We start from the raw sequence: 23,307 nt of genomic DNA, 5'->3' as shown, positions 1-23,307 counted from the left end.
TGCAACGTCGCACCGATGTCCGACGTACGCGTCGTCGTCATCGACTGCACCGACACCGGTGCGTCCCCACCGACCGCCACCGACCCGACCTGGATGCGCCGCGAAGGGCGGCGCACCGCGAGCGGCCGGGCCGGCAGCTCGGGGAGACCCAGTGCGACTGGCTCTCCAGTGGTCATGACGTCACCGGTTCCCGCCGACGGTCTCCCGCATCGCTCGCAGGGATTCCTTCAGGGACCCCATCGTGGCGAGAACGGCGGTGGGCTCGTAGCCGCAGTGCGCCATGCAGTTGGCGCAGCGCGGGTCCTTGCCCCTGCCGTACTTGTCCCAGTCGGTGTCCTCGATGAGCTCGCGGTACGTCGGCACGTATCCGTCGCTCATCAGATAGCAGGGCCGCTGCCACCCGAAGAGCGAGTAGTTGGGGATGGCCCAGGCCGTGCACGGGAAGTCCGCCTTGCCCTCCAGGAAGTCGAGGAAGAGCGGCGAGTGGTTCAGCCTCCAGCGGTTCCGGTTGCCCCCGGCGAAGGACTTCTTGAAGAGCTGGCGGGTCTGTTCGACGCCCAGGAAGTGCTCCTGGTCGGGTGCCTTCTCATAGGCGTAGGCGGGCGAGATCATCATCTCGTCGACCTTCAGTTCGTCATTGAGGTAGTTGAGGACCTCGATGACGGTCTGGGGGGTGTCGGTGTTGAAGAAGGTGGAGTTGGTGGTGACTCGGAAGCCGAGCCGCTTGGCCTCCTTCATCGCCTCCACCGCCTCGTCGAACACGCCTTCCTTGGCGACCGACTCGTCGTGCCGCTCGCGCAGTCCGTCGATGTGCACGGCGAAGGCGAAGTACGGCGAAGGCGTGAACTTCTCGAGCTTCTTGCGCATCAGCATGGCGTTGGTGCAGAGGAACACGTACTTCTTCTTCGCGACCAGCTGGCGCACGATCTCGTCGATCTGAGGGTGCATCAGCGGCTCGCCGCCGGCGATGGACACCATCGGGGCACCTGACTCGAGCACCGCCCCGACCGCTTGGGCGACGGGCATGCGCTGCTTGAGCACCCCGGCGGGGTGCTGGATCTTGCCACATCCCTCGCACGCGAGATTGCAGGCGAACAAGGGTTCCAGCTCGACAATCAGCGGGAATTTGTCCCGCTTACGGACCTTCTGTTCGATGAGATACGTCGCAACCTTGATGGACTGGCGGAGCGGCATGGCCATCTGGGCTCACCTCCTGGGGAGCAGCAAAGATCGGTGCCATTCATGGAAAGCCGGAAGGACAGCACGAAGAACGCGGAATGCCGATATTCCACCGCGCACCGTGGCAATGCGGACGAGCTCATGCTCCGGAGCGTCCACGACCACCCGTACGGCCGCAACCGGGCGTGGCCCGCTCCCTACAGCGGTACGGAGTGTGGCGGCGGATTCCATGTCCACCGCGATGGCCCCGGTGGCCCTGAGCGCGGCACGCTCCGGGCCGCGGACGACATGGTCCGAGCCGGTCAGCGGGCCGGTGTGGACCTTGCGTCCCGGCACGGCCCTGGCCAGGGCGTCGACCAGCAGACCGGTGCCCGTGCACGCAGTGGTGCCGCCGGGGTCCCGGGTCTCCTCGGCCACCACGAGGTCGCCGGGATGCATTCCGGGGGCCAGGCCGGCACAGAAGCCGGAGGCGATGACCGCGGCGCCCCCGGCTCCGTCCCGGCCCAGCGCACGCATGACGGCGCTCTCGGCTGCCCTGGGGCCCATTCCCGTCCTGATGACGGTCACGGGGCCGGCGCCGCCGCCCCGGCCGCTGCGCAGGGCGAGGTGCTCGATGCCCAGTGCGCAGGCGATCAGCAGCGGTGTGACGGGGCCGGGCGGCCCCTGGGCGTCGCCCATCAGGTCCCCTTGCCCGTATCGGCGCCGCCGGTGGTCGTGCTGTTCGTGAACGGGTCTCCGTACACGTACCGCCCCAGTGCGGTGAGGGGGAAGACCTGCCGGTAGAGGTGGTAGTTGATGGAGAAGTCCCAGGGGAAACCGGTCCCGGTGAAGTACGGCTCGTCCCACGAGCCGTCCGCCTGCTGGGTCTCGGCCAGCCAGGCGATGCCGCGCTCCACGGACCTGCTGTCACGCTCCCCCGCGGCAAGGAGCGCGAGGAGCGCCCAGGCCGTCTGGGAGGCGGTCGACGTGCCGTGGCCGATCCACTTCTCCTCCTGGTAGGAGCGCAGGTCCTCGCCCCAGCCGCCGTCGTCGTTCTGGACCGACTCCAGCCACCCGACCGCCCGGCGGACCGATGGGTGGCCGGTCGGCAGCCCCGCCGCGACCAGGGCGGGCACCACGGACCCGGTGCCGTAGATGTAGTTGACGCCCCACCGGCCGAACCACGCGCCGCTCGCCTCCTGTTCGGCGAGCAGCCACTCGATGCCGCGCCGGGTACGGGGGTCGCCGGAGCGGCCCTCGACGGCGAGCATCTCCACGACGTGCCCGGTGACGTCGGCGGACGGCGGGTCGATGACCTCACCGAAGTCGCAGAACGGCAGCCGGTTCGGGAACGGGCTGGTGTTGTCCGCGTCGAAGGCGCCCCAGGCACCGTTGCGGGACTGCATGCCGAGGCTCCAGCGCACCCCGCGTTCGATGGCGGCCTCGAGCCTGGCGGGGTCCGGGTGCCGGACGCGGCGCAGCGCCAGTACGACCTCGGCGGTGTCGTCGATGTCGGGGTAGTTGTCGTTGTGGAACTCGAACGCCCAGCCGCCGGGGGCGAGTTCGGGCTTGCGTACGGACCAGTCACCGGGTCGTACGATCTCCTCGCCGAGCATCCAGTCCGCTGCCCTCACGAGCGCCGGATGGTCGGCGGGCAACCCTGCGTCGGCGAGCGCGATGGTGGCGAGGCAGGTGTCCCAGACCGGCGACTGGCATGCCTCGATCATGCGGGCGCCGTCCTCGCGCCACACGGTGAACCGGTCGAGCGAGGCCAGCCCGGCCTTCATCACCGGGTGGTCGAGGTCGTAGCCCAGCAGATGCAGGGCGATGACGGAGTACACGGCGGGAGGCTGGATACCGCCCCAGCAGCCGTCGTTCTCCTGGCGCTCGATGATCCAGCGGGCCGCGGCGTTCATGGCGACGCGGCGCAGCCTGCGCGGGGCGACCCTGTGGTAGGCGTGCAGCGCCTTGTCGAGCCGTTGGAAGACACCGTCCCAGCTGGCCACCGACGCCATGCGCACCGGCGGGTTCGGGTGCTCGGGGTCGGTGTGCAGCTCGGCGAGGGCGAACGGGGCGGGACGTACCGGCCGTTTCGCGGAGACGATGGTGAGCGGGACGATGGTCTGGCGGGCCCAGCAGCCGAAGTCGTAGATGTTGAGCGGGACCCACTTCGGGAAGAACATCAGCTCGGGCGGGAGCTCCGGCAGGTCGTCCCACTTCCACCAGCCGAAGAGGGCCAGCCAGATCCGGGTGAAGACCCGGGCCGCCGCGATGCCGCCCTGTTCCCGGACGAAGCGTGCCGCCCGGATCATGTGCGGGTCGTCGGTCCGGTCTCCGGCCAGCCTGAGTGCGACGTATCCCTCGATGGTGGCCGAGAGGTCGCCGGGGCCGCCGTGGAAGGTGGCCCAGGTTCCGTCGCCGAGCTGTTCGCCGCGGATGAAGCGGGCTGCCGCCTGCACCGTGGCCGGGTCCTGGATCCCCAGGAACTGGCGGAGCAGCAGGTCTTCGGCGTCCATCGTGACGTTGGTGGCGAGGTCCCCCTTCCACCAGCCCTGCTCGTCCTGCCTGCCGAGGAGGTGCTCCACCGAGCGTTCCGCGGCCCGCCGCGCGGCGGCCGGACCGTCGTCTGCGGCAGTGGTTGTGTCGGTCGGATCGCTGGCCGAGGCTGCGCGGAGGTTCGCGGCCCCGGTGCTTCCGTCGGTCGTCGCTGTCATGGCTTCCCCTTCGTGCAGTTGGTCCTCTGCTGTGCTGGGGTCTCCGTCGGCGGGCGTCCTGTGCGGGCGCCCGCCGGCGACTGCGATTCATATGAGGATGATGATCATCTCTTTCGGACGACAACGAAGTCGGCGAGCGCGGTGAGCTGCGCCCGCACACGTTCCGGCATGTCGACACCATGCAGCGCCTCGATGGCTACCGCATGCTGACGGCGGGCTTCCTGAGCGGTCCATTCGCGACCGCCCGCCTCCTCGATGAGTGCCGCTCGCGCGGCGAACTCCTCTTCGGAGAAGCTGTCGAAGTCGCTGCTCTTGGCGTCGGCGGCGAGGAGGTCGCCCAGCCGGGCGGACGCGGGTCCGCCCGCGGCGAGCGCGGCGACGACTGGCAGGGACTTCTTGCGCTGGCGCAGATCGCTCCACGTCTGCTTTCCGGTGGCCTCCGGGTCGCCCCAGATCCCGAGCAGGTCGTCGACCGCCTGGAAGGCGAGGCCGAGGTGGTAGCCGTATGCCTCCAGCGTGTCGGCGGTGCGGTCGTCCGCGCCGCCGAGTACGGCGCCGATGGAGACGGCGCAGGCGAGCAGGGCGCCCGTCTTGTTGCCCTCCATCTCCAGGCACTCCTCGACGGTGACCCGTTCGCGGTGCTCGTAGGAGATGTCCTGGGCCTGCCCGTCGATGAGCTTGCGGGAGGCGGTGGTCAGGCGGCGGGCCGCGCGGCCCGCCTCGACGGTACCGAGCTCCAGCAGGACCTCGTTGGCCAGCGCGAAGAGTGCGTCGCCGACGAGGATCGCCTGGGCCGGGCCGTACACCTTCCAGACGGTGTCCCGGTGGCGGCGCTGCTCGTCGCCGTCCATCAGGTCGTCGTGCAGCAGCGAGAAGTTGTGCACGAGTTCGACGGCGACCGCGCCGGGGATCCCGGCTTCGGCCGGGGCGCCCGCCGCTTCGGCGGACAGCAGGGCGAGCGCGGGGCGCACGGCCTTGCCGCCGTCGCCGTCGGCGGGCAGGCCCTGAGCGTCGATCCAGCCGAAGTGATAGGCCGCGACGGTGTCCATGGGCGGCGCCAGCCGGTCCACGGCAGCTCGCAGCACCGGCGCTGACAGGGCCCTTCCGCGCTCCAGAAGCGCGGTGACGTCCGTGGTTTCCGCCACGGTGTCGTAAGCCGGATTCGCCGGGGTCACAGACTCTCCTCTTGTTCCGGTGGTACTGCTCATGCCGCCTCCTGCAGCGGATGTTCGTGGGGCCGCCCGAGAGCCTGGAGTGCGCCGTCCGCGGCGCTGAAGCCGCTTCGGACAGCGCCTTCCATCGTGGCGGGCCAGCCGGTGGCGGTCCATGCCCCCGCCAGGTGGAGGCCGGGGGCGCGGGTGCCGGCGCCCGGCCTCAGGCGTCCCACTCCCGGGGCGGGCGCGAAGGTCGCGGTGCGCTCCCGGGTGACGAAGAAGTCGCGGATCCCGGCGCCGCGGGCAGCGGGGAGGAGCCGCTCGAGCTCGGGCAGGTAGCGCTTGCGCAGTTCGGCGACGGGCAGGTCGATCTCGTCCTGGGCCGCGGACTGGGAGAGCGCGAGGTACTGCCCCTCGCCCTGGAGTCCGGACTGCTCGGTACGGTCGAAGACCCACTGCACGGGCGATCCGATGGCTGCGAAGAACGGCCTGCGCAGCACCTTGCGGTCGTAGACGACGTGCACGTTGAGGATCGGCGCGTCGGCGATGTCCAGGAGGCGCCCGGGAGAGTCGATCGCCCCTTCGGGCAGCAGCCCGTGGGCCTCGCCCTGGGGTACGGCGAGAACGACGGTCTCCGCCTCGATCAGCTCGCTGTCCGTCCCGACGGCCCATCGGCCGTCGTCGGTCCGGGTGAGCGAGCCGACCCGGGTGCGCAGGTGGGTCCTGACGCCGGCCGAGTCGAGTGCTTTGCGGGTGAGGGTGTCGTGCAGGTCGCCGAGCGGGACGGCGGCCCAGCCGATGTCCGCGGCGCCCGGCTCGGAGAGCAGCCCCGTCTTGAAGACCATGGCGGCCAGTGCCATGGACGCGTTCGGTGCGGTCGCGTTGAGCGTGGCGACGCCGACGAGGTCCCAGAGCGCCTCGATGGCGCGCTCGGACTGCCCGTGCCGTTGCAGCCAGGTCGCGAAGTCGATGCCGTCGAGCGCGGGGTCGGCCGGGTCGAGGCGGCCGAGTGCCAGTGCGGCCCGGGCGACGCCCGCCTTCTCCGCGAGCGAGAGGTGCGGGTACGCGCCGAGTCCGGCGGCGAGGTGCAGGGGTACGGGAAGTCCGGTGCGGCGCAGCCGTCCGAGCCTCGGCCCGGCCTTCCTTCCGACGTCGAGCACGGGCACGTCCAGGCGGTCCTGGAGGGGGGCGAGGTGGGCACCGTCGATCCGGTCCAGGAACCAGCGGTAGGCGGTGCAGCAGCGCAGGTAGACGTGCTGGCCGTTGTCGACGGACAGCTCGCCGCGGCGGAAGGAGAAGGCCAGCCCGCCGAGCCTGGGACGGCCTTCGAGCAGGGTCACGTCAAGCCCGGCGTCGGCGAGGCGGAGGGCCGAGGTGACTCCGGCCAGGCCGCCGCCGACGACGACCGCACGTGAGGGGTTCAGGTTCCGGCCGCTCATGCGTCCCCCTTTCGCCGGGCTGCGGGAGTCCGGGCCGTCCGGGCCCGGATCACGGGGATCGGAGACATCGCATGCAGGGACGCAGCAGGCAGCCGGAGGGTTGCCCGCCGCCCGGCACCGCTCATGGGGGACATCAGACCCGCCCCCTGGCCGTCCGGCGGGAGATGTACCGCGCGTCGAGGCCCGACAGGCCGCGTACCGCCACGTAGGCCTTCTCGTGCCCGGGCAGTGAGACCCTGCCGCGCAGGACGGCCTCGGGGTCCCGTTCGATCCGGTCGAGGAGGCGGCGGTAGATGCCCGCCATGGCGGCGACACAGGCGCCGCTGCGCCGGTCCAGCATCGGCAGCAGCCGGTAGCCCTCGGCGAACAGGGCCCGGGCGCGCCGGACCTCGAAGTGCACCAGGCCGGCGAAGTCCGAGCCGGGCGGCGGGGTCGCCCGGTGGAATCCGGCGGAGCAGCCGAACTTGGCGAGATCGTCCGCGGGCAGGTACGTGCGCCCGTTGCCCGCGTCCTCGCGCACATCGCGCAGGATGTTGGTGAGCTGGAGCGCCAGGCCGAGCGTGTCCGCGTACTCCGCGGCACGGTCGGCACCCGGTGCACCCGGTTCCGTCCCGAAGACGCCCAGGCTGAGCCGGCCGATGGCGCCCGCGACACACCGGCAGTAGGTCCTGAGGTCGTCCCAGGTCTCGTAGCTCGCGCCGCGCACGTCCATCAGCACGCCGTCGATGAGCTCGTCGAGCCCGCCGAGGGGCAGCGGGAAGCGGCGCGCCGCGTCGGCGAGCGCGACGGCCACCGGGTCGGTGTCGTCCTCGTCGACGGCGCCGTTCCTGACCCGGTCGAGCAGCTCGCGGGTGCTCTCCAGCCGGGACCGCTTGGTCTCCGGGGCCAGCTCTCCGTCGCCGATGTCGTCGACCCGACGGGAGAAGGCGTACAGCGCCGACATGGCCTGCCGCTTGTCGTACGGCAGCAGCCTGATGCCGTACGCGAAGTTACGGGCCTGCTGTCCGGTGACGGCCTCGCAGTAGCTGTATGCGGCCTGTACCGGTGCCGACATGTACGTCGTCTGTCCCTCCACGGTCCGGCTCACCCCTCTCTGTGCGCTCTTCGCAGGACGACTCCCACTTCGCGCAGCAGTCTGGGCGCGGTGGGCCTGGGCGGTCCGGGCAGTACGTCGAACCCGGCGGCCGAGATCGCGGTGAGGGCGGCTCGCCCTCCGGCGACGAATCCGGCGAGCAGCAGCTTGAGCCTGCCGTTGACACTACCCACCAGGGGAATGCCTTCATCCAGCAGGTCATGAGCGCGTTCCGCTTCGAACGCGACCAGGGCGCGCAGCGATGCGCCCCCGGACGGTACGGCCAGGTCTGATTCACGGACATGGAAACGGTCCATGTCGTCGGCCGGGAGATAGATCCGGTCGCGGCCGAGGTCCTCGGCGACGTCCTGCAGGTGCTCGACGATCTGCAGCGCGGTGCAGACGGCGTCGGAGCGCCGGATCCGTTCGGGGCTCGAGGTGCCGGTGATCTGCAGGACCAGCCGGCCGACGGGGTTGGCGGAGAGCTCGCAGTAGGCCTGGAGCTCCGCGTACGTCCCGTAGCGGCGGATCTTCTGGTCCTGCCGGTTGGCCTCGATGAGGCCGAGGAAGGGTTCGGGGGTGAGCGCGCAGCCCCGCACGGTGGGGCGCAGGGCGCGCATCAGGGGGTGGCGCGGCACGTCGGTCGAGCCGGCGAAGACCCGGTGCAGGTCGGCCTCGAGGGCGTCGAGCATGGCGAGCCGGTCCTCGGTCTGTCCGGGCTCGAGGCCGAGGTGGCGCGCGTCGGCGCCGCCGGGGGCGAGGTCACCGTCACCGATGTCGTCGACGAGGCGGGCGAAGCCGTAGACCGCCATCAGGTCGTCGCGCCAGGCGCGGGGCAGGAAGAAGGGGGCCACGGGGAAGTTCTCGTCCGCGGCCTTGTCGAGCGTGCCGGTTGCGGCGGCGTCGGTACGCGCCTGCTGGGTACGGATCACTGCGTACCGCCCGACGCGGGGACGGCGAAACCACGTCGGAGCTGGAGATTTTCCATCATTGCCGTCATATCTCCCGTTCTACACTGCTGACCCAAAACATCCCTTTTCGGACACGCCGCTCATTCTTCCGAGTGCGACGGGCTCACCAGGGCCGATGTACGGGGGGCGTATCCCCCCACATTGCCGCGAATCAGCACCGGTACAGCTTACGTTGTACAGCGCACAAGCCCGCGCAGGGGTGCGACGCACCCCGGTACAACACTTCGATCTCCGCCAACCTTCCCCGGATTCCGGGCAATTGACGTCATCCACCGGGAGGAGATGGGCCCCCGGGAGCGTCGTACGCCCCCGCTGCCCGGATCCGGACGCCGCAGTGGCCCCCGCCGCTGCGCTCCGGCGGGGGCCACTCGGTCGTGCGGGACTACTTGCCGGTCTCCCGCTCGTAGGCCTTGAGGACCTCGTCGGTGTTGCCGTCCATCAGGAGCTCGCCCTTCTCCAGCCACAGCACCCGGTCGCAGGTCTCCCTGATGGTGGTGTTGTTGTGGCTGACCAGGAAGACGGTGCCGGCTTCCTTCCGCAGCTCACGGATCCGCGCCTCCGAGCGGACCCGGAACTTGCGGTCACCCGTGGCGAGGGCCTCGTCGATCATGAGGACGTCGTGGTTCTTGGCCGCGGCGATGGAGAAACGCAGCCGCGCCGCCATGCCCGAGGAGTACGTCCTCATCGGCAGTGTGATGAAGTCGCCCTTCTCGTTGATCCCGGAGAACTCCACGATGTCGTTGTACCGCTCGTGGATCTCCTCACGGCTCATGCCCATCGCGAGTCCGCCGAGCACGACGTTGCGCTCACCGGTCAGATCGCTCATGAGCGCCGCGTTGACACCCAGCAACGACGGCTGGCCGTCCGTGTACACCTTGCCGTGCTCCGTGGGCAGGAGTCCGGCGATGGCCCGCAGCAGGGTGGACTTGCCCGAGCCGTTGGTGCCGATGAGGCCGATCGCCTGGCCCCGGTAGGCGGTGAAGGAGACACCGCGCACCGCGTGCACCTTGCGGACACCGCGCGGTTCGCCCTTGCCCCGGCGCATGATCCGGCTCAGCGCAGCGGTGGCGCTGCCCTTGCCGCCGCCGGTGCCGTTGACCCGGTACACGATGTGCACGTCGTCGGCGATGACGGTGGGGATGTGCCCCTGGGACGTTTCCTCAGCCACGGCCGTACCGTTCCTCTGCCTTCCAGAAGTACACGAAGCCCACGACGCCCACCAAGAGCGACCAGGCGAGCCCGACGGCCCAAACGTGCTGCGGCAGGTTCTCGGAGCCGTAGCCGTCGATGATCGCGAAGCGGACCAGGTCCATGTAGATGGCCGCGGGGTTGTACTGCAGCACGTCGGCGATCCACGGCGGCTTGTCCGCCAGCATGACCGGGATGGAGAACATGACGCCCGAGGCGTACATCCAGGTCCGCATGATGAACGGCATCAGCTGCGCCAGGTCGGGAGTCTTGCTGCCCATCCGGGCCATGACCAGGGCCAGGCCCATGTTGAACAGGAACTGCATGGCCAGCGCCGGGACGACCAGCAGCCAGGAGAGCGTCGGGTAACTGCCGAATCCCACCGCCACGGCCAGCAGCACGATCATCGAGAACAGCAGCTGCTGAAGCTGCTGGAGCGAGAAGGAGATGGGCAGTGAGGCGCGGGGGAAGTGCAGGGCGCGGACCAGGCCGAGGTTGCTCGCGATGGACCGCACCCCCGCCATCACCGAGTTCTGGGTGAACGTGAAGACGAAGACGCCCGTCACCAGGAACGGGATGAAGACCTCCTGGCTCATCCCCTTCCGGGTGCCCAGGATGAGTCCGAAGATCAGGAAATAGACCAACGCGTTCAGCAGGGGTGTGGCCACCTGCCACAGCTGGCCGAGCTTGGCCTGGCTGTACTGCGCGGTCAGCTTCGCCCTGGAGAACGCCAGGATGAAGTGACGGCGGCCCCAGAGCTGACGGATGTATTCGAACAGCCCGGGCCTGGCGCCGCTCACAGTCAGGCCGTACTTGGCGGCCACCTGGGACGCGCTGAGCCCTTCGTCGGCGGACGGTGGGGTGCTCAACGCGACCCCACCGTCGTGGGTTGTCTCACTCACAAGTTGAAACTCTCGTCTTCACAATGCGCAGCCGGTCGCGAGCGCGGCCGAGGCGGACAGGGTCCCGTACGAAAAATACGCCTCATGGTCTCAGAGAAGAGCTTCTCAGATCACAGGCGGTCGGCCCAGTCTGGTCAGCCGCCAGACCGTACGCCATTTCATGGGGCGCCGGGGCCCGCAGGGCTTCGCCCATCCTTCCCGGAAGCCGCCGAACCACGCCTTGAGCGCGGGCACGGACGGCCTGCGGACCAGGGTGAGCAGCAGCCAGACACCGACGTACACGGGCACGAGCGGCGCGGGCAGGTTCCGGCGGGCGAGCCAGACCCGGTTGCGGGCCACCATGCGGTGGTACACCGCATGCCGCGAGGGAGCGGTCGTGGGGTGGTTGAGCACCATGTCCGCGCGGTAGTCGATCATCCAGCCGGCGTCCAGTGCACGCCAGGCCAGATCGGTCTCCTCGTGCGCGTAGAAGAACTCGTCCGGCAGTGCGCCGACCTCGGCGATCACCTGGGTGCGTACAGCGTTCGCACCGCCGAGGAACGTCGTCACCCGGGACGAGCGCATCGGGTCCGAGGCACGCAGCCGCGGGACGTGCCGACGCTGGGTGACCCCGGTCTCCGGGTCCGCGATACGGAAGGTGACGATGCCGAGCTTGGGATCCGTTCCGAAGGCCTGCCGGCACAGCTCGGCGGTGTCGGTGTTCGGCAGCAGCCCGTCGTCGTCGAGGAAGAGCAGGGCGTCCACGTCTGCGCCGGAAGGGCCGAACGCCTCGATACCGACGTTGCGGCCGCCGGGAATGCCGAGGTTCTCGGGCAGCTCCACGGTCCGCACGCCCGCGGGGACGTCGGGGACCGGGGCGCCGTTGCCGACCACGACCACCTCGATCCGGTCGCCGTCCTGCTTGGCGACCGAGTCGAGGAGGGCGCGCAGCTCTTCCGGACGGTTGCCCATGGTGATGATGACTGCGCCGAGTTTCATGGGGGAGCTCACTTCAGCCTGCTGGACGCCAGGATCGACACCAGGTGCAGAACGGTCTGGAGAAGGGCGATGCCGGCCATGACCGCGACGGCGAGACGGCTGAAGAAGAGGTCGTCCCTGACCGTGTCGAGTACGGCTACCACCAGGATGACCAGCGACGCCTCGATGCCGAGGATCAGCCGGTGGAACTTGAGCGCACCGGCGGCCCGGCGGGCGAGCGCCATACCGGAGGAGCGCGGCTCGGACGCGGATTCCTTGACGGGCGGCAGCCCGCCCTGGTGGCGTGCGACACCGACGAGGTCGGTCTCGGCCTTGATCAGGATGGCGCCGAGCGCGGCGAGCGTGCCCAGGAAGGCCCACAGCCAGTCGACACGTCCCGGGCCCCACAGGTCGGCGGCACGCAGGCCGAAGCCGACCAGTACCGCCGCGTCGCACAGATAGGCGGCCACCCGGTCCAGATAGACCCCGCCCAGCGAGAACTGCTTCTTCCAGCGGGCCACCTCGCCGTCGACACAGTCGAACAGCAGGTAGAGCTGGACGGCGAGCACGCCGAGCAGGGCCCCGGGGATGCCCGGGACCAGCAGGGCGGGCGCCGCGAGCACGCCGGCGACGGTCATCACGTAGGTCAGCTGGTTGGGCGTGACCTTGGTGGTCACCAGGCGCCGGGTGATGCGCAGCGAGATCTCGCGCATGTACAGCCGACCAGCCCAGTGCTCGCCGCTGCGCCGGTCCTTCACACCCGGAGGGTGCACGACCGGACGGAGTTCAGCTATGGATGGCTTTTGCATAGTCGGCGTACGCGTCCCTGATCTGGTCGGTGGACAGGTTGAGGTGTTCCAGGATCGTGAAGCGTCCCGGGCGCGTCTGCGGGGCGTACTCGACGGCCCGGACGAACTCCTCGGCGGTGAAGCCGATCTCGTCGGGCAGCACGGGCAGCCCGTGGCGCCGCAGGACGGACGCCATGTGCAGCGATTCCTCGCGTGCGCCCCGCAGGTGCATGGCGAAGCAGGCGCCGAGGCCGACCTGCTCGCCGTGGCTGGCCGCACGCTTCGGGTACAGCAGGTCGAAGGCGTGGTTGATCTCGTGGCAGCCGCCCGAGGCGGGCCGTGAGTCCCCGGCGACCGACATCGAGATGCCGGTCAGGACGAGCCCTTCGGCCAGCACCTTGAGGAAGGCGTCGTCGCCGACCGTTCCGGGGTGGCGCAGTACGGCTTCGCCCGCCTGTCGGGCCATGGCCGCCGCGAGTCCGTCGATCTCATCGCCCTGGATCTCGTGGGCGAGCTCCCAGTCGGCGACGCAGGAGATGTTGGAGACCGCGTCGCCGATGCCCGAGCGCACGTAGCGTGCGGGGGCCTGACGGATCACGTCGAGGTCGATGACCACCGCGATCGGGGTGGGGACCCCGTAGGAGCCGCGCCCGTTGTCGTTGTCGAGGGTCGCGACCGGGGAGCAGAGCCCGTCGTGGGACAGGTTCGTCGCGACGGCGACCATGGGCATGCCGACCCGCGCCGCGGCGTACTTCGCCACGTCGATGATCTTCCCGCCGCCGAGGCCGACGACGGCGTCGTAGCGGTTGCCCTTGATGCCGTCGGCGAGGCGTACCGCGGAGTCGATCGTGCCGTCGGTGACCGGGTACCAGTCGGCCCCCGGCAGCACCGGAGCGAGCCGCTCGCGCAGGGCGCGCCCGGAACCGTCGCTGATCGCGATGGCGAGCTTGCCCGACGCGGAGATCCGCTGGTCGGCGAGGAGACCGGCCAGATCGTCCATGGCGCCGCGCCGGATGTCGACGACGACCGGGGACGGGATGAGGCGGGTCAGTACCGGCACGCGATCTCCCTGCCGCGGGCGAGGTCGTCGTGGTTGTCGATCTCGACCCAGGTGACCTCGCCGATGGGGGCCACGTCGACGGTGAAGCCGCGGTTCACGAGCTCCTGGTAGCCGTCCTCGTAGTAGAGGTCGGGGTCGCGCTCGAACGTGACCTTCAGCGCGTCGGCGAGCTCCTCGGCTGCCTCGGGCTCGATCAGAGTGACGCCGATGTACTCGCCGGTCGCGGTGGCCGGGTCCATCAGTTTGGTGATCCGCTGCACACCCTTCTCGCCGTCCGTGATGACCTTCATCTCCTCGTCGGCGAGGTTCTTCACCGTGTCGAGGGCGAGGATGATCTTCTGGCCCTTACCGCGGGCGTCGAGGAGGGTCTTCTCGACGGAGACCGGGTGCACGGTGTCGCCGTTGGCGAGGATGACGCCCTTCTTCAGGACGTCACGGGCGCACCAGAGGGAGTAGGCGTTGTTCCACTCCTCGGCCTTGTCGTTGTCGATGAGCGTCAGGGTCACGCCGTACGTCGCCTCGAACTCGGCCTTGCGGGCGTAGACGGCTTCCTTGCGGTAGCCGACGACGATCGCGACCTCGGTGAGTCCGACCTCGGCGAAGTTGGCCAGCGTCAGGTCCAGGACCGTCTTCTCGCCGTCCACGGGCACCAGGGCCTTGGGCAGCGTGTCCGTGTACGGACGCAGACGTCGTCCTGCACCGGCTGCCAGTACGAGGCCGATCATGCGAGTTCTCCTTCGTCGTGTACAGCGGGGGCCGAGGAGGACACCCAGAAGCGGATGGACTCCACGAGCACCACCAGAGCCACGGCTGCCGCGAGCGCGGTGAGGGCCGTGGTAAATCCTGAATTCCGGGCCAGTACGGCGGCGAGCACGGCCACGACCAGGGTCCGGCCCTCGTGCCCGCCGATGGCGAGCACCAGCCACCGGGGCGGTGCGCCGGTACCGCCCCGGATGCGGTACACCGTGTCGTAGTGATGGTAGGCGACGGCCGAAACCAGGCCGAATGCCGCGGGAACGGCGTGCGGCACATCACTGCGGGCAGCCAGCACCAGAATCGTGCAGTACTCCGCGGCCCGGAAGACCGGGGGTACGAGCCAGTCGAGCGCGCCCTTGAGCGGCCGCGAGACCGCGAGGCCGGAGATGACCGCGTACACCACTGCCGCACCGACGGTCAGCCGGCTGCCGTAGGGAGCGAACAGGGCGGCGGCGACGATCACCAGTGCGCCGACGAGGGCCAGCAGCGGGGCGGTGAAGCCCCCGCGCGGGCGGCGGACCGTGCCGGCCACGGCCTGCGCGAGCGGTCCCGAGTCGGCGAGGTCGGCCAGCGCGACGGCGGCCCGGTCGGTGCGCTGTGCCTTGCGGGTCAGCGAGCGCAGCAGCCGCCCGGCCGTGGTGTAGCAGGCGGCCAGCGCGCATCCGACGAGCAGGGCGTAGAAGACGATCCGGGGGGTGGTCACCGCGGTGAGCACGGCAATCATGGCCCAGCGTTCGCCGATGGGCAGGACTATCATCCGGCGCAGCCAGACGGTCCAGCCGACGCTGTCGAGGCGGTCGGAGAGCGCGGCGGTGGGGCTCGTGTTGGAGACCGCGTCGTGATTGGCCTCGTTGAACGAGAAGTCGACGACGTGACGGCAGGCCTGGAGCACCATCGCACCGAGCGCGAGGACCCATACGTCGTCGCCGCCGCGGGCGGCGCCGAGGGCGAGCCCCGCGTAGTACGCGTACTCCTTGGCCCGGTCGAAGGTGGCGTCCAGCCAGGCGCCCATCGTCGAGTACTGCAGTGAGTACCGGGCGAGCTGCCCGTCGGTGCAGTCCAGGACGAAGGAGAGGAGCAGCAGCACCCCGGCCGCGACGTAGCCGCCGCGGGTGCCGGTCGCCGCGCTGCCGGCCGCGATGAGGGCGGTGATCAGCGACGCGGTGGTGACCTGGTTCGGGGTGAAGCCCCGGCGGGCGCACCAGCGGGCGATGTAGCGCGAGTACGGGCTGATGCAGAACGTCGTGAAGAAGCCGTCGTGGGCCTTCACCGCGCTGCGCAGCCGTACCGCCTCGTCGTCGACGGCGTCGACGGCGGCCTGTGCGGCACTCCGGTCCTCGGGACCCGTGGGTACCTCGGCGGCGAGCGAACCGAGCTCGGGGCGCTGCACGGCGGTGCCCTCGGCGTCCAGGGCGACGGCGAGCCGGCCGGGGACCGTGCGGTCCTCGGCGGCGGGTTCGGCACCGGCAGGTGCGACGGGGCTTCCCGCGCCCACGGCTGCCACAACCCTGCGCAGGGCTCGGAGCAGCGCATCCCGTGCCTCGGGCTGCGCGGTGAGCGCTCCGGGGACGGTGGCGGCGGCGAAGCGGGGATCGGTCAGTCCGAGCCTGAGGGCATGGACGTGGCCGACGAAGCGGGGGTCCACGAGCGCGACGCGACGGCTCGCAGGGACCACGGCGAGCAGCTCGGCGGCCTCGGAGGCGTCGGAGGCTGCTTGTACGTCAAAGCCGAGTGACCGCAGATCGTCCTCGAGCGACGATCCGGGTACCGGCGCACCGGTGAGGATGGCGGTCGACAGACGAACTCACTCCTTGGTACCTACGGGAAGGGCGCGCGACAGTGCGGCCCTCGGGCGGGCCGGCGGCACGTCGGCTGAGGCTATCGGATGAACGGAAGACCGAGTTCACCGCCCGTTTGTGCTCCGTTCGGGCGAACCGGCCATCATGCGGCTCCGTTCGCGATCATCATCGTCGATCAACGCCTCGCCCCACAAACCGCGCACGGCCAGCGCATAAGCTGACGCGTATGACGTGGTTGATCACAGGCGGGGCCGGTTACATCGGAGCACATGTGGCGAAGGCCATGACGGGGGCCGGCGAGAGAGTCGTGGTGCTCGACGACATCTCGACGGGCATCGAGGGGCGCCTGCCCGCGGACGTTCCCCTGGTGCGCGGTTCGGCCTCCGACCGTGCGCTGCTCGACCGGGTGCTGGCCGAGCACGGGGTGACCGGTGTGGTGCATCTCGCGGCGAAGAAGCAGGTGGGCGAGTCCGTCGAGAAGCCCCTCGTCTACTACCGGGAGAACGTGACCGGGCTCGCCGTGCTGCTGGAGGCGGTGGTCGCGGCCGGTGTGCGGCGTTTCCTCTTCTCCTCGTCGGCCGCGGTGTACGGCGTTCCGGACACGGAGCTCATCACCGAGGACACTCCGTGCGCCCCGATCAACCCGTACGGCGAGACCAAGCTCGTCGGGGAGTGGCTGGTGCGGGCGACGGGCCGGGCGCACTCGGTCTCGACCGCCTGTCTGCGCTACTTCAACGTGGCCGGGGCCGCGGAGCCCGAGCTGTCGGACACGGGCGTCTACAACGTCGTGCCCATGATCTTCGACCGGCTGACGCGCGGCGAGGCGCCGCGGATCTTCGGTGACGACTACCCGACGCCCGACGGCACCTGCGTCCGCGACTACATCCACGTCGCCGACCTCGCCGACGCCCACCTCGCGGTGACGCGGAAGCTGGCGGAGCCGGAATTCGCCGGTGATCTGACCGTGAACATCGGCCGCGGTGAAGGCGTCTCGGTGCGCGAGCTCGCCGATCTGGTGGGCGAGGTCAGCGGGCTGCCCACGAAGCCCGTGGTCGAACCGCGCAGGCCCGGCGACGCGGCCAGGGCCGTCGCCTCTGCCACGCGGATGACCGAGGAACTGGGCTGGACGGCCCGGCGCGGGGTGCGCGAGATGGTCGAGTCGGCCTGGGAGGGCTGGTGCCTGCGCCACCCGGAGGCCCGCGCGAAGTAGTCCGCGCCACCGAGGGCCTCTCGTTCGGATCTTGCTGGACTCGCGTGCCCAGGCACCGCACCTCGCGGCGTTGTCGTCAGTCGTGCGATGCACGGCACCAAAAGACTGTGGTCGCCGACCCCCTGACCTGCAAACGTTTCCGCAGGTCAGGGCACATGACAACGGTGTTCAGTGCCGTGTTGCCCGGTACCCCCCGCCCGTAGTTCACTGGCCACATCGGGCGATCGGCGCCCGAGCGGTACGACGCGTTGCGGAGGCGTTCCCATGGGGGCTGGCCACGATCACGGGCATGCGCACGGAGGGCCGCCCCCGACGGGCACGGCCGCCGCCGCGTACAAGGGCCGGCTCAAGGTCGCCCTGGGCATCACGCTCGGCGTCATGGTCATGGAGATCGTGGGTGGGCTGCTCGCCGACTCGCTCGCGCTGATCGCGGACGCGGCCCACATGGCCACGGACGCACTCGGCCTCGGCATGGCCCTGCTCGCGATCCACTTCGCCAACAGGCCCTCGGGGCCCAACCGCACCTTCGGCTTCGCCCGCGCGGAGATCCTCGCGGCGCTGGCCAACTGCCTGCTGCTCCTGGGGGTCGGCGGGTACCTGGTCTTCGAGGCCGTGGACCGTTTCGTCACCCCGGCCGAGACCAGGGGCGGTCTGGCCATCGCGTTCGCCTCCGTCGGTCTCGTCGCCAACCTCGTCTCGCTGTCCCTGCTGATGCGCGGGCAGAAGGACAGTCTCAATGTGCGGGGTGCCTATCTCGAGGTCGTCGCGGACACCCTCGGCTCGGTCACCGTCCTGGTGTCGGCGGGCATCATCATGGCCACGGGCTGGCAGGCCGCCGACCCGATCGCCTCGTTGCTGATCGGCCTCATGATCGTCCCCCGTACGGTGAAACTCCTGCGCGAGACACTCGACGTACTCCTGGAATCGGCGCCCAAGGGTGTCGACATGGCGGAGGTACGCGCCCACATCACCGCCCTGCCCGGGGTGCTGGACGTCCACGACCTGCACGCCTGGACGATCACCTCCGGGATGCCGGTGCTCTCCGCGCACGTCGTCGTGCACCAGGAGATGCTGGACTCGATCGGCCACGAGAAACTCCTGCACGACCTGCAGGGCTGCCTCGGCCATCACTTCGACGTGGAGCACTGCACCTTCCAGCTGGAGCCGAGCGGCCATGCGGAGCACGAGGCGAAGCTCTGCCACTGAACGGGGCCGGGTGTAGGGTCTGCGGCGTACGTTCGGGTGCGAAGCCCATGAGAACGAAGGAGCTGAGGTTGATGACTGTCGCGACGACGGCTGCCCTGCGCAGCAATCGGTCCTTCCTCATCTTCCGGGTTCTGGGCTAGCGCCTCGGCTGTTTCCACGTCGCCGCGTCGGCCGGAGCCCTCTCATCCAAGGGTTTCCCACGTTGACCGACCACACATTCAACGCATTCTTCGCACTGCACCAGCGGCTGCCCCGGCAGAGTCCGGGCTCCGACGCGACCACCCGCCGGCTGCTCGCCCTCGCGGGCGAGCAGCCGCGCCGCCCCCGCGTCCTGGACCTGGGCTGCGGTCCCGGCAGGGCCGCCCTGCTGCTCGCCGCCGAGGCGGGGGCCGAGGTGACCGCGGTCGATCTGCACCAGCCGTTCCTCGACGAACTGCGCGAGGCTGCCGAGGCGCGCGGCCTCGCCGACCGGATCCACACCGTCCGCGCCGACATGGCGGACCTCAGCGGTCCGGGGTTCGCCGACGGCTCCTTCGACCTGGTCTGGGCCGAGGGTTCCGCGTACATCATCGGGTTCGACACGGCACTGCGTGACTGGCAGCGCCTGCTCGCTCCCGGTGGCTCGATGGTGGTCTCCGAGTGTGTCTGGACCACCGACGCGCCGGCCGGCGAGGCCCGTGCGTTCTGGGAGCGGCACGGCTCCCTGCGCCCGGTCGCGGCCAACACGGCTGCCGCCGTGGCGGCGGGCTGCCATGTGCTCGGGGTGCTGCTGCAGCCCGAGAGCGACTGGGACGAGTACTACGTTCCTCTCGCCGAACGGGCCGCGGCCGCCGATCCCTCGGCTCCCGGTATGGCGCAGGCTCTCGCGGCCACCGCGGAAGAGCTTGCGATGCGCCGCGATCACGGCACGGAGTACGGCTACGCCGGCTACGTCCTGCGGCCTGCCGACTCCCGGTGGCGGACCCGCCCGGAGACCGCCGCGGACCGCGACGCCGTGCACGCCGTCAACACGGCGGCGTTCCCGACGCGGGCCGAGGCCGATCTGGTCGATGCCCTGCGCCTGGATCCCGGCGCCTGGCTGCCCGGTCTCTCGTACGTGGCCGAGGCACCGGACGGTTCCGTCGCCGCGTACGCCCTGCTGACCCGGTGCCGGGTCGGGGACGTGCCGGCGCTGGCGCTGGCCCCGGTGGCGACCGCGCCCTCGCATCAGCGCAGGGGTGCGGGCCGTGCGGTGGTGCGAGCCGTACTGGACGCGGCCCGGCTGCGGGGTGAGCCGCTCGTGCTCGTGCTCGGCCATCCGCAGTACTACCCGGCGTTCGGCTTCGTACCGGCGTCGCGGTTCGGGATCGGGGTCGCTTTCGATGTTCCCGACGAGGCCCTGATGGCTCTGCGGCTCGACGATTCCGCGCCGGTACCCCTGGGCAACATCCAGTATCCGGAGGCCTTCGGAGTCTGACGCGGTGTCCGGTCCGCCGCGCCGTGAGGGCGCGGCGGACCGGACATGCCAGCACCCGAAGTACGGACAAGCGGCTTTTGTGCGGCAGACTTGACCGGACTCGAGGGGTCCGGCGCACGAGGCCGGGAACCAAAGCGAAGGATGGGTATGCCGACCACACCAGCCACCGCGGCGCACAGCTCGTCGAACGGCACAGCAGAAGCGATCATGCTCGAACTGGTCGACGAGGACGGCACCACCATCGGCATCGCGGAGAAACTCGCCGCACACCAGGCACCGGGGCAGCTGCACCGGGCGTTCTCCGTGTTCCTCTTCGACGAACAGGGACGGTTGCTGCTGCAGCGCCGCGCGCTGGGCAAGTACCACTCCCCCGGCGTGTGGTCCAACACCTGCTGCGGTCATCCGTACCCCGGCGAGGCACCCTTCGCGGCCGCCGCCCGGCGTACGTACGAGGAGCTCGGCATCTCGCCCTCGCTGCTCGCGGCCGCGGGCACGGTCCGCTACAACCATCCGGACCCCGTCTCGGGCCTGGTGGAGCAGGAGTTCAACCACCTGTTCGTCGGGATGGCGCAGGAGCGGCTGAGGCCGGATCCGGAGGAGGTAGGCGAGACGGCCTTCGTGACCGCGGGTGAGCTCGCCGATCGGCACGCCGCCGCGCCGTTCTCGGCCTGGTTCATGACGGTGCTGGACGCCGCGCGGCCCGCGATCAGGGAGCTGACGGGACCGTCCGCGGGCTGGTGAGAGGCCGCCCGGCGGGGCGGGGGCGGTCAGATCCGGGCCTTCAGCGGCAGCGCCGCCCAGATGATCTTTCCGCCGCCCGCCGTGTGCTCCACGTCGCAGGTGCCGCCCGCCTCCGCCGTGACCTCACGGACCAGCAGCAGTCCACGGCCGCCCGTCTGCGCGTAGTCGGTCACCAGGGCGGTCGGACGGTAGGGGTGATTGTCCTCAACGGACACCCTGATCCATTCCGCCCCGATGGCCACCTCCACCGCGAGCTCGGGCGAGAGCAGGGCTGCGTGTTTCACGGCGTTGGTGACCAGTTCCGAGACGATCAGCAGCAGGCCCTGGAGGACGTCGTCCTCCACGGGCACGCCCTGCCGGTTCAGCAGGTCCCGCACCGCGTGCCGGGCTTGCGGCACCGAGACGTCGACGGCAGGGGCGGTGAATCGCCACACTCCCTCGTACGGCACGGGATGGGCCGGTACACTCCCGCGGCTCTCCATAGACCGGCACCCGCTCTCGACTCGCGCGTCACTGACTATCGAGTAATGAGTGTCGGGAACAGCGTGGTCCGGGCCGACCTTCTGACCACAAGTAGTCGCTTATAGATGCAATGTGACCGAGTGGGTATGACAGAGTCAGGTGATTGGACTACTTCTCGTCTTCTTCGGGCGTCATCTGGTCCGTCACCAGGCTGACGATCCGTCGGCCGCCGATCCCGATCGCGATCAGCCCCAGCCCGTCGAACAGCAGGGCCAGCGAGAAGAAGCAGCCGAGCACGTAGAGGCTGCTGTGCGGCCAGTCGAAGAGCACCAGCAGCCCCAGCAGCAGTCCGAAAGCACCCTGCAGCAGCGTCCAGCCGAACTGAGGACCCCGGACGACGACACTGCCGACCAGCCGGAAGACTCCCCCGGTGAGGAAGAGCAGCGCGGCGAACATGGTGAGCGCCTCCGCCGTGCCGTGCGGGTGGCGGATGACGACGACCCCGGCCGCGATGTTCAGCGCGGCGACGACCACGCCCAGCCAGAAGTACGGGGTTCCGCGGGCCTCGATCGCGTGGAGGAGGCCGACCAGGCCGCCGATCAGCAGCAGCCAGCCGAAGAGGATCATCGACGTGAGTGTCGCCACGCCGGTGTAGACGAGCCCGACGAGCCCCGCGATCACCAGCAGGACGCCCAGCAGGGCGAGCCCGCCGAAACTGCGGTTGAGCTTCTTGCCCTCGGTCGTGGGTCCGGCCATCGACAGCTCCTCACGGTGCGTGCCCGCTTCGCGACCCCTTCTTGATCATAGGTACGGACCGTACGGATAGCATCCGGCGCATGGATCCCAGGGAGCAGGCGCGGGTGGAGCACACCGTCACGGACGGCGTCGCCACCGTCGTCATCAGCAACTCCGCCAAGCGGAACGCGATGAGCGCGGACATGTGGCGCTCGCTGCCCGTCCTGCTGGAGCGGCTGGCCGCCGACCCGGCGGTGCGGGTGCTGGTGCTCACCGGCGCCGGGGACACCTTCTGCGCCGGCGCGGACATCACCTCGCTCCGGGAGCCGGGCAGCCGGGCGCAGGAGCTCGCCGTGCGGGCCGAGGAGGCGCTGGCCGCCTTCCCCCGGCCCACGCTGGCCGCCGTGCGCGGATTCTGCGTGGGCGGCGGCAGCCAGCTCGCGGCCGCCTGTGATCTGCGGTTCGCCGAGGAGGGTGCGTCGTTCGGGGTGACCCCGGCCAAGCTCGGGATCGTCTACCCCGCGTCGTCGACCCGCCGGCTGGTCGCGCTCATCGGCCCCGCCGCCGCGAAGTTCCTGCTCTTCTCGGGCGAGCTGATCGGCACGGAACGGGCCCTGCGCACGGGGCTGGTGGACGAGGTACTGCCGGCAGGTGGCCTGGAGGCCCGGGTGAAGGCGTTCGCGCAGGTGCTGGCGTCGCGTTCGCAGCTGACCCAGGCGGCCGCGAAGGAGTTCGCCGACGGACGCGAGGACCGGGACGCGCACTGGTCGGAGCAGGCGCGTGGAAGCGGCGACACCGCTGAGGGTGTCGCCGCGTTCATGGAGCGCCGCACGCCCCGCTTCACCTGGGTCACGGGACCTGCCGCTCCTACCGGAGGCTGAACCGGCTGCTCGTACGGAACTCCTCGACCAGGGCGGCCGGGGCCTTCTCGGGGGATCCGGCGTCGTAGGGCGGCTGGGGGTCGTACTCGGTGAGCAGCTGGACGGCCTGGGCGTGCTCGTCGCCTGCGATCCGGCCGAGCAGGGTGAGACCCATGTCGATGCCGGACGACACCCCGGCGGCCGTGACGTACTTGCCGTCGAGGACGACGCGCTCACCGGTCGGCTCGGCACCGTACTTCCTGAGGAAGTCGAGAGCGAGCCAGTGCGAAGTGGCTCGGCGGCCGTCGAGCAGTCCGGCCGCGGCGAGCAGCAGCGACCCGCTGCACACCGAGGTCGTCCAGGTGCTGGTGGCATCGGCGGTGCGCAGCCAGTCGAGCAGGGTCTCGTTCTCCATCTGGGCGCTCTGCCCGGGACCGCCGGGCACGATCACCAGGTCGGGGGCGGGGACGTCTGCGAGCGTACGGTCGGCGACGAGCGCGAGGCTCCCGCTGTCGTTGCGTACGGCCCCGGTCCGCTCGGCGACGAAGACGGTCTCGGCGCCGGGTGCGCGGCTGAGGATCTCGTAGGGGCCGACCGCGTCGAGGGCGGTGAAGCGGTCGAAGAGCACGATGGCGATCTGCATGGTGTTCCTTACGTTGCGGGCGGGTTGGGGCATTGA

23 protein-coding genes are annotated in these 23,307 nt (G+C 70.4%); 5 read left to right on the top strand and 18 right to left on the bottom strand.

What is annotated here, in order from left to right; all coding sequences use genetic code 11:
• The 15 genes from ABZS61_RS12560 to ABZS61_RS12490 form a co-directional block, all read right to left on the bottom strand.
• A partial coding sequence (locus ABZS61_RS12560; protein WP_354393242.1) for a flavodoxin-dependent (E)-4-hydroxy-3-methylbut-2-enyl-diphosphate synthase occupies nucleotides 1-176 on the bottom strand: 176 nt, incomplete at its 3' end.
• Between the two features lie 4 nt (nucleotides 177-180).
• Nucleotides 181-1,200 (bottom strand): adenosyl-hopene transferase HpnH, encoded by a 1,020-nt coding sequence (hpnH, locus tag ABZS61_RS12555; RefSeq protein WP_356418425.1) that lies wholly within the window; start codon nucleotides 1,198-1,200, stop codon nucleotides 181-183.
• Nucleotides 1,201-1,206: 6 nt separating this feature from the next.
• Entirely contained in the window at nucleotides 1,207-1,857 is a 651-nt protein-coding gene (locus ABZS61_RS12550) for a 1-hydroxy-2-methyl-2-butenyl 4-diphosphate reductase (protein WP_356418422.1), read from the bottom strand.
• Nucleotides 1,857-3,872 (bottom strand): squalene--hopene cyclase, encoded by a 2,016-nt coding sequence (gene shc / locus ABZS61_RS12545; protein ID WP_356418419.1) that lies wholly within the window; start codon nucleotides 3,870-3,872, stop codon nucleotides 1,857-1,859. Before shc ends, ABZS61_RS12550 begins: the two co-directional genes overlap by 1 nt.
• Nucleotides 3,873-3,976: 104 nt before the next feature.
• Nucleotides 3,977-5,080, bottom strand: coding sequence for a polyprenyl synthetase family protein (locus tag ABZS61_RS12540; protein WP_351170343.1), 1,104 nt, complete (start codon nucleotides 5,078-5,080; stop codon nucleotides 3,977-3,979).
• Entirely contained in the window at nucleotides 5,077-6,465 is a 1,389-nt protein-coding gene (gene hpnE, locus ABZS61_RS12535) for a hydroxysqualene dehydroxylase HpnE (RefSeq protein ID WP_356418415.1), read from the bottom strand. Before hpnE ends, ABZS61_RS12540 begins: the two co-directional genes overlap by 4 nt.
• 133 nt (nucleotides 6,466-6,598) lie before the next feature.
• A complete protein-coding gene (hpnD, locus tag ABZS61_RS12530) occupies nucleotides 6,599-7,519 on the bottom strand; it encodes a presqualene diphosphate synthase HpnD (protein ID WP_356418412.1) in 921 nt (306 codons plus the stop codon).
• 29 nt (nucleotides 7,520-7,548) lie between these two features.
• A complete protein-coding gene (gene hpnC / locus ABZS61_RS12525) occupies nucleotides 7,549-8,469 on the bottom strand; it encodes a squalene synthase HpnC (RefSeq protein ID WP_356418405.1) in 921 nt (306 codons plus the stop codon).
• A 421-nt stretch (nucleotides 8,470-8,890) separates the two neighbouring features.
• The gene (locus ABZS61_RS12520; RefSeq protein WP_356418402.1) at nucleotides 8,891-9,676 is read right to left on the bottom strand and encodes an ABC transporter ATP-binding protein; all 786 of its coding nucleotides are present in this window, start codon (nucleotides 9,674-9,676) and stop codon (nucleotides 8,891-8,893) included.
• Nucleotides 9,669-10,598, bottom strand: coding sequence for an ABC transporter permease (locus ABZS61_RS12515; RefSeq protein ID WP_356418400.1), 930 nt, complete (start codon nucleotides 10,596-10,598; stop codon nucleotides 9,669-9,671). The genes ABZS61_RS12520 and ABZS61_RS12515 overlap by 8 nt, the downstream gene beginning before the upstream one ends.
• Before the next feature lie 105 nt (nucleotides 10,599-10,703).
• Nucleotides 10,704-11,576 (bottom strand): glycosyltransferase, encoded by an 873-nt coding sequence (locus ABZS61_RS12510; RefSeq protein ID WP_356418397.1) that lies wholly within the window; start codon nucleotides 11,574-11,576, stop codon nucleotides 10,704-10,706.
• Nucleotides 11,577-11,584: 8 nt separating this feature from the next.
• Nucleotides 11,585-12,364, bottom strand: coding sequence for a CDP-alcohol phosphatidyltransferase family protein (locus tag ABZS61_RS12505; protein WP_356418394.1), 780 nt, complete (start codon nucleotides 12,362-12,364; stop codon nucleotides 11,585-11,587).
• A complete protein-coding gene (locus tag ABZS61_RS12500) occupies nucleotides 12,342-13,403 on the bottom strand; it encodes an iron-containing alcohol dehydrogenase family protein (protein ID WP_356418391.1) in 1,062 nt (353 codons plus the stop codon). Before ABZS61_RS12500 ends, ABZS61_RS12505 begins: the two co-directional genes overlap by 23 nt.
• Complete coding sequence (locus ABZS61_RS12495; protein ID WP_329205334.1) at nucleotides 13,391-14,128, bottom strand: phosphocholine cytidylyltransferase family protein; 738 nt, start codon at nucleotides 14,126-14,128, stop codon at nucleotides 13,391-13,393. The genes ABZS61_RS12500 and ABZS61_RS12495 overlap by 13 nt, the downstream gene beginning before the upstream one ends.
• Complete coding sequence (locus ABZS61_RS12490) at nucleotides 14,125-15,900, bottom strand: DUF5941 domain-containing protein (RefSeq protein ID WP_356418475.1); 1,776 nt, start codon at nucleotides 15,898-15,900, stop codon at nucleotides 14,125-14,127. The genes ABZS61_RS12495 and ABZS61_RS12490 overlap by 4 nt, the downstream gene beginning before the upstream one ends.
• A gap of 284 nt (nucleotides 15,901-16,184) precedes the next feature.
• On the opposite strand from ABZS61_RS12490, the gene galE reads away from it, so the two are divergent.
• The 4 genes from galE to idi all read left to right on the top strand — a co-directional run bounded on the left by galE (nucleotide 16,185) and on the right by idi (nucleotide 20,571).
• Nucleotides 16,185-17,168, top strand: coding sequence for a UDP-glucose 4-epimerase GalE (gene galE / locus ABZS61_RS12485; protein ID WP_356418388.1), 984 nt, complete (start codon nucleotides 16,185-16,187; stop codon nucleotides 17,166-17,168).
• A gap of 264 nt (nucleotides 17,169-17,432) precedes the next feature.
• Nucleotides 17,433-18,374, top strand: a complete 942-nt coding sequence (locus ABZS61_RS12480; RefSeq protein WP_356418385.1) for a cation diffusion facilitator family transporter — start codon at nucleotides 17,433-17,435, stop codon at nucleotides 18,372-18,374.
• 202 nt (nucleotides 18,375-18,576) lie between these two features.
• Nucleotides 18,577-19,830, top strand: a complete 1,254-nt coding sequence (locus ABZS61_RS12475) for a bifunctional class I SAM-dependent methyltransferase/N-acetyltransferase (protein ID WP_356418383.1) — start codon at nucleotides 18,577-18,579, stop codon at nucleotides 19,828-19,830.
• 147 nt (nucleotides 19,831-19,977) lie between these two features.
• Nucleotides 19,978-20,571, top strand: coding sequence for an isopentenyl-diphosphate Delta-isomerase (gene idi / locus ABZS61_RS12470; RefSeq protein ID WP_356418380.1), 594 nt, complete (start codon nucleotides 19,978-19,980; stop codon nucleotides 20,569-20,571).
• Nucleotides 20,572-20,597: 26 nt separating this feature from the next.
• Here the strand turns inward: idi and ABZS61_RS12465 are convergent, their stop codons facing one another.
• Together ABZS61_RS12465 and ABZS61_RS12460 are read right to left on the bottom strand one after the other, a co-directional pair.
• Entirely contained in the window at nucleotides 20,598-21,053 is a 456-nt protein-coding gene (locus ABZS61_RS12465) for an ATP-binding protein (protein WP_356418377.1), read from the bottom strand.
• A 148-nt stretch (nucleotides 21,054-21,201) separates the two neighbouring features.
• A complete protein-coding gene (locus tag ABZS61_RS12460) occupies nucleotides 21,202-21,789 on the bottom strand; it encodes a DUF308 domain-containing protein (protein ID WP_356418375.1) in 588 nt (195 codons plus the stop codon).
• Between the two features lie 80 nt (nucleotides 21,790-21,869).
• On the opposite strand from ABZS61_RS12460, the gene ABZS61_RS12455 reads away from it, so the two are divergent.
• A complete protein-coding gene (locus ABZS61_RS12455; protein ID WP_356418373.1) occupies nucleotides 21,870-22,649 on the top strand; it encodes an enoyl-CoA hydratase/isomerase family protein in 780 nt (259 codons plus the stop codon).
• Here ABZS61_RS12455 and ABZS61_RS12450 read toward each other — a convergent pair.
• Nucleotides 22,636-23,271 carry a DJ-1/PfpI family protein gene (locus ABZS61_RS12450; RefSeq protein WP_356418371.1) on the bottom strand — a complete coding sequence of 212 codons (636 nt, stop codon included), beginning with the start codon at nucleotides 23,269-23,271 and terminating at the stop codon, nucleotides 22,636-22,638. The genes ABZS61_RS12455 and ABZS61_RS12450 overlap by 14 nt on opposite strands.
• Between the last annotated feature and the right edge of the window lie 36 nt (nucleotides 23,272-23,307).

It is taken from the genome of Streptomyces sp. NPDC005566 (assembly GCF_040605575.1).
In the GTDB taxonomy this organism is placed as follows: domain Bacteria; phylum Actinomycetota; class Actinomycetes; order Streptomycetales; family Streptomycetaceae; genus Streptomyces.
This window is presented reverse-complemented; position numbering and strand designations above follow the sequence as displayed.

Bases quoted from the DNA above. Each gene is read 5' to 3' on its own strand.
- hpnH (WP_356418425.1), bottom strand. From the start codon at position 1,200: ATGGCCATGCCGCTCCGCCAGTCCATCAAGGTTGCGACGTATCTCATC.
- ABZS61_RS12550 (WP_356418422.1), bottom strand. From the start codon at position 1,857: ATGGGCGACGCCCAGGGGCCGCCCGGCCCCGTCACACCGCTGCTGATC.
- shc (WP_356418419.1), bottom strand. From the start codon at position 3,872: ATGACAGCGACGACCGACGGAAGCACCGGGGCCGCGAACCTCCGCGCA.
- ABZS61_RS12540 (WP_351170343.1), bottom strand. From the start codon at position 5,080: ATGAGCAGTACCACCGGAACAAGAGGAGAGTCTGTGACCCCGGCGAAT.
- hpnE (WP_356418415.1), bottom strand. From the start codon at position 6,465: ATGAGCGGCCGGAACCTGAACCCCTCACGTGCGGTCGTCGTCGGCGGC.
- hpnD (WP_356418412.1), bottom strand. From the start codon at position 7,519: ATGTCGGCACCGGTACAGGCCGCATACAGCTACTGCGAGGCCGTCACC.
- ABZS61_RS12510 (WP_356418397.1), bottom strand. From the start codon at position 11,576: ATGAAACTCGGCGCAGTCATCATCACCATGGGCAACCGTCCGGAAGAG.
- ABZS61_RS12505 (WP_356418394.1), bottom strand. From the start codon at position 12,364: ATGCAAAAGCCATCCATAGCTGAACTCCGTCCGGTCGTGCACCCTCCG.
- ABZS61_RS12495 (WP_329205334.1), bottom strand. From the start codon at position 14,128: ATGATCGGCCTCGTACTGGCAGCCGGTGCAGGACGACGTCTGCGTCCG.
- galE (WP_356418388.1), top strand. From the start codon at position 16,185: ATGACGTGGTTGATCACAGGCGGGGCCGGTTACATCGGAGCACATGTG.
- ABZS61_RS12480 (WP_356418385.1), top strand. From the start codon at position 17,433: ATGGGGGCTGGCCACGATCACGGGCATGCGCACGGAGGGCCGCCCCCG.
- idi (WP_356418380.1), top strand. From the start codon at position 19,978: ATGCCGACCACACCAGCCACCGCGGCGCACAGCTCGTCGAACGGCACA.
- ABZS61_RS12465 (WP_356418377.1), bottom strand. From the start codon at position 21,053: ATGGAGAGCCGCGGGAGTGTACCGGCCCATCCCGTGCCGTACGAGGGA.
- ABZS61_RS12460 (WP_356418375.1), bottom strand. From the start codon at position 21,789: ATGGCCGGACCCACGACCGAGGGCAAGAAGCTCAACCGCAGTTTCGGC.
- ABZS61_RS12455 (WP_356418373.1), top strand. From the start codon at position 21,870: ATGGATCCCAGGGAGCAGGCGCGGGTGGAGCACACCGTCACGGACGGC.
- ABZS61_RS12450 (WP_356418371.1), bottom strand. From the start codon at position 23,271: ATGCAGATCGCCATCGTGCTCTTCGACCGCTTCACCGCCCTCGACGCG.